Annotated in this window: 2 protein-coding genes; both read right to left on the reverse strand. The window is 62.6% G+C overall.

The window, feature by feature from the left end; genetic code table 11:
- Nucleotides 1–603: ABC transporter ATP-binding protein (locus QWJ46_RS30940; RefSeq protein ID WP_302756338.1), on the reverse strand; the 603-nt coding region annotated here is incomplete at its 3' end.
- A 3-nt stretch (nt 604–606) separates the two neighbouring features.
- The coding region (locus QWJ46_RS30945; protein ID WP_302756340.1) for a carbohydrate ABC transporter permease at nt 607–1,336 on the reverse strand (730 nt) is incomplete at its 5' end.

Raw genomic sequence — 1,336 nt, forward strand, 5'->3', positions numbered from 1 at the left:
CGCCAGCGTCATCGCCTCGATCTGGTCGTGAGTGACATAGACGAAGGTGGTGCCCATGCGCTGGTGCAGCCGCTTGATCTCGGTGCGCATGTCGACGCGCAGCTTGGCATCTAGATTGGAGAGCGGCTCGTCGAACAGGAAGACCTGCGGATTGCGCACCAAGGCCCGGCCCATGGCGACGCGCTGGCGCTGGCCGCCGGAGAGCTGGGAAGGCTTGCGGTCGAGCAGATGGCCGATCTGCAGCATGTCGGAGACCTGTTTGATCGCCTTGGCCCGCTCCTCCTTGGGAATGCCGCGGATCTCCATGCCGAAGGCGATGTTGCCCGCCACCGTCATGTTCGGATAGAGCGCATAGGACTGGAACACCATGGCGATGTCGCGCTTGGACGGATGCAGACCGCTGATGTCGCGGCCGTCGATCTTGATCTCGCCCGCGGTGATCGTCTCCAGCCCGGCAATGGTGTTGAGCAGGGTCGACTTGCCGCAGCCGGACGGGCCGACCAGCACGAGGAAGCCGCCCTTTTCGAGTTCGAGGTCGATGCCCTTGAGGATGTCGACGGCGCCGAAGCGCTTTCTGAGGCCGGAGATTTCCAGGAAGGCCATGACTTACCCTTTGACTGCGCCCGCCATCAGGCCGCGCACGAAATAGCGGCCGGCGAGGATATAGACGATGAGCGTCGGCACGGCCGCGATCATCGCCGCCGCCATGTTGACATTGTATTCGACCACCCCGGTCGAGGTGTTGACGACATTGTTGAGCGCCACCGTCATCGGCATGGAGTCACCGGTGCCGGCGTAAGCCGAGGCAAACAGGAAGTCGTTCCAGATGTTGGTGAACTGGTAGATGACGGTGACGACGATGATCGGCAGCGAGTTCGGCAGCATGATGCGGCGGAAGATCTGGAAGAAGCTCGCGCCATCGACCTGGGCGGCTCTGACCAGTTCGGTCGGAAAGGCCTCGTAGAAATTGCGGAAGAACAGCGTGGTGAAGCCCAAGCCGTAGACGACATGGACGAAGACCAGATTGACCGTCGAATTGCCGAAGCCGAAGTTCCAGCCGGTGGCGTTCTGCAGGGTGACGCCGAAGCGGCCGAGCGAGCCGAGGATCGTCGCCATCGGCAACAGCACCGACTGGAACGGGATGAAGCAGGCAAACAGCATCAGCCCGAACACCAGCGTGTGGCCGGGGAAGCGCCATTTGGTCAGGATATAACCGTTCAGCGCCCCCATGATGGTGGAGATCGCCACCGCCGGCACCACCATCTTGATCGAGTTCCAGAAGTAGCCCTTGATGCCGGCGCAGGTCAGCCCGACGCAGGCCTCGCCCCAGGCCTTG

The sequence above is a fragment of the Rhizobium sp. CBN3 genome (assembly GCF_030518245.1).
In the GTDB taxonomy this organism is placed as follows: domain Bacteria; phylum Pseudomonadota; class Alphaproteobacteria; order Rhizobiales; family Rhizobiaceae; genus Rhizobium; species Rhizobium aethiopicum_A.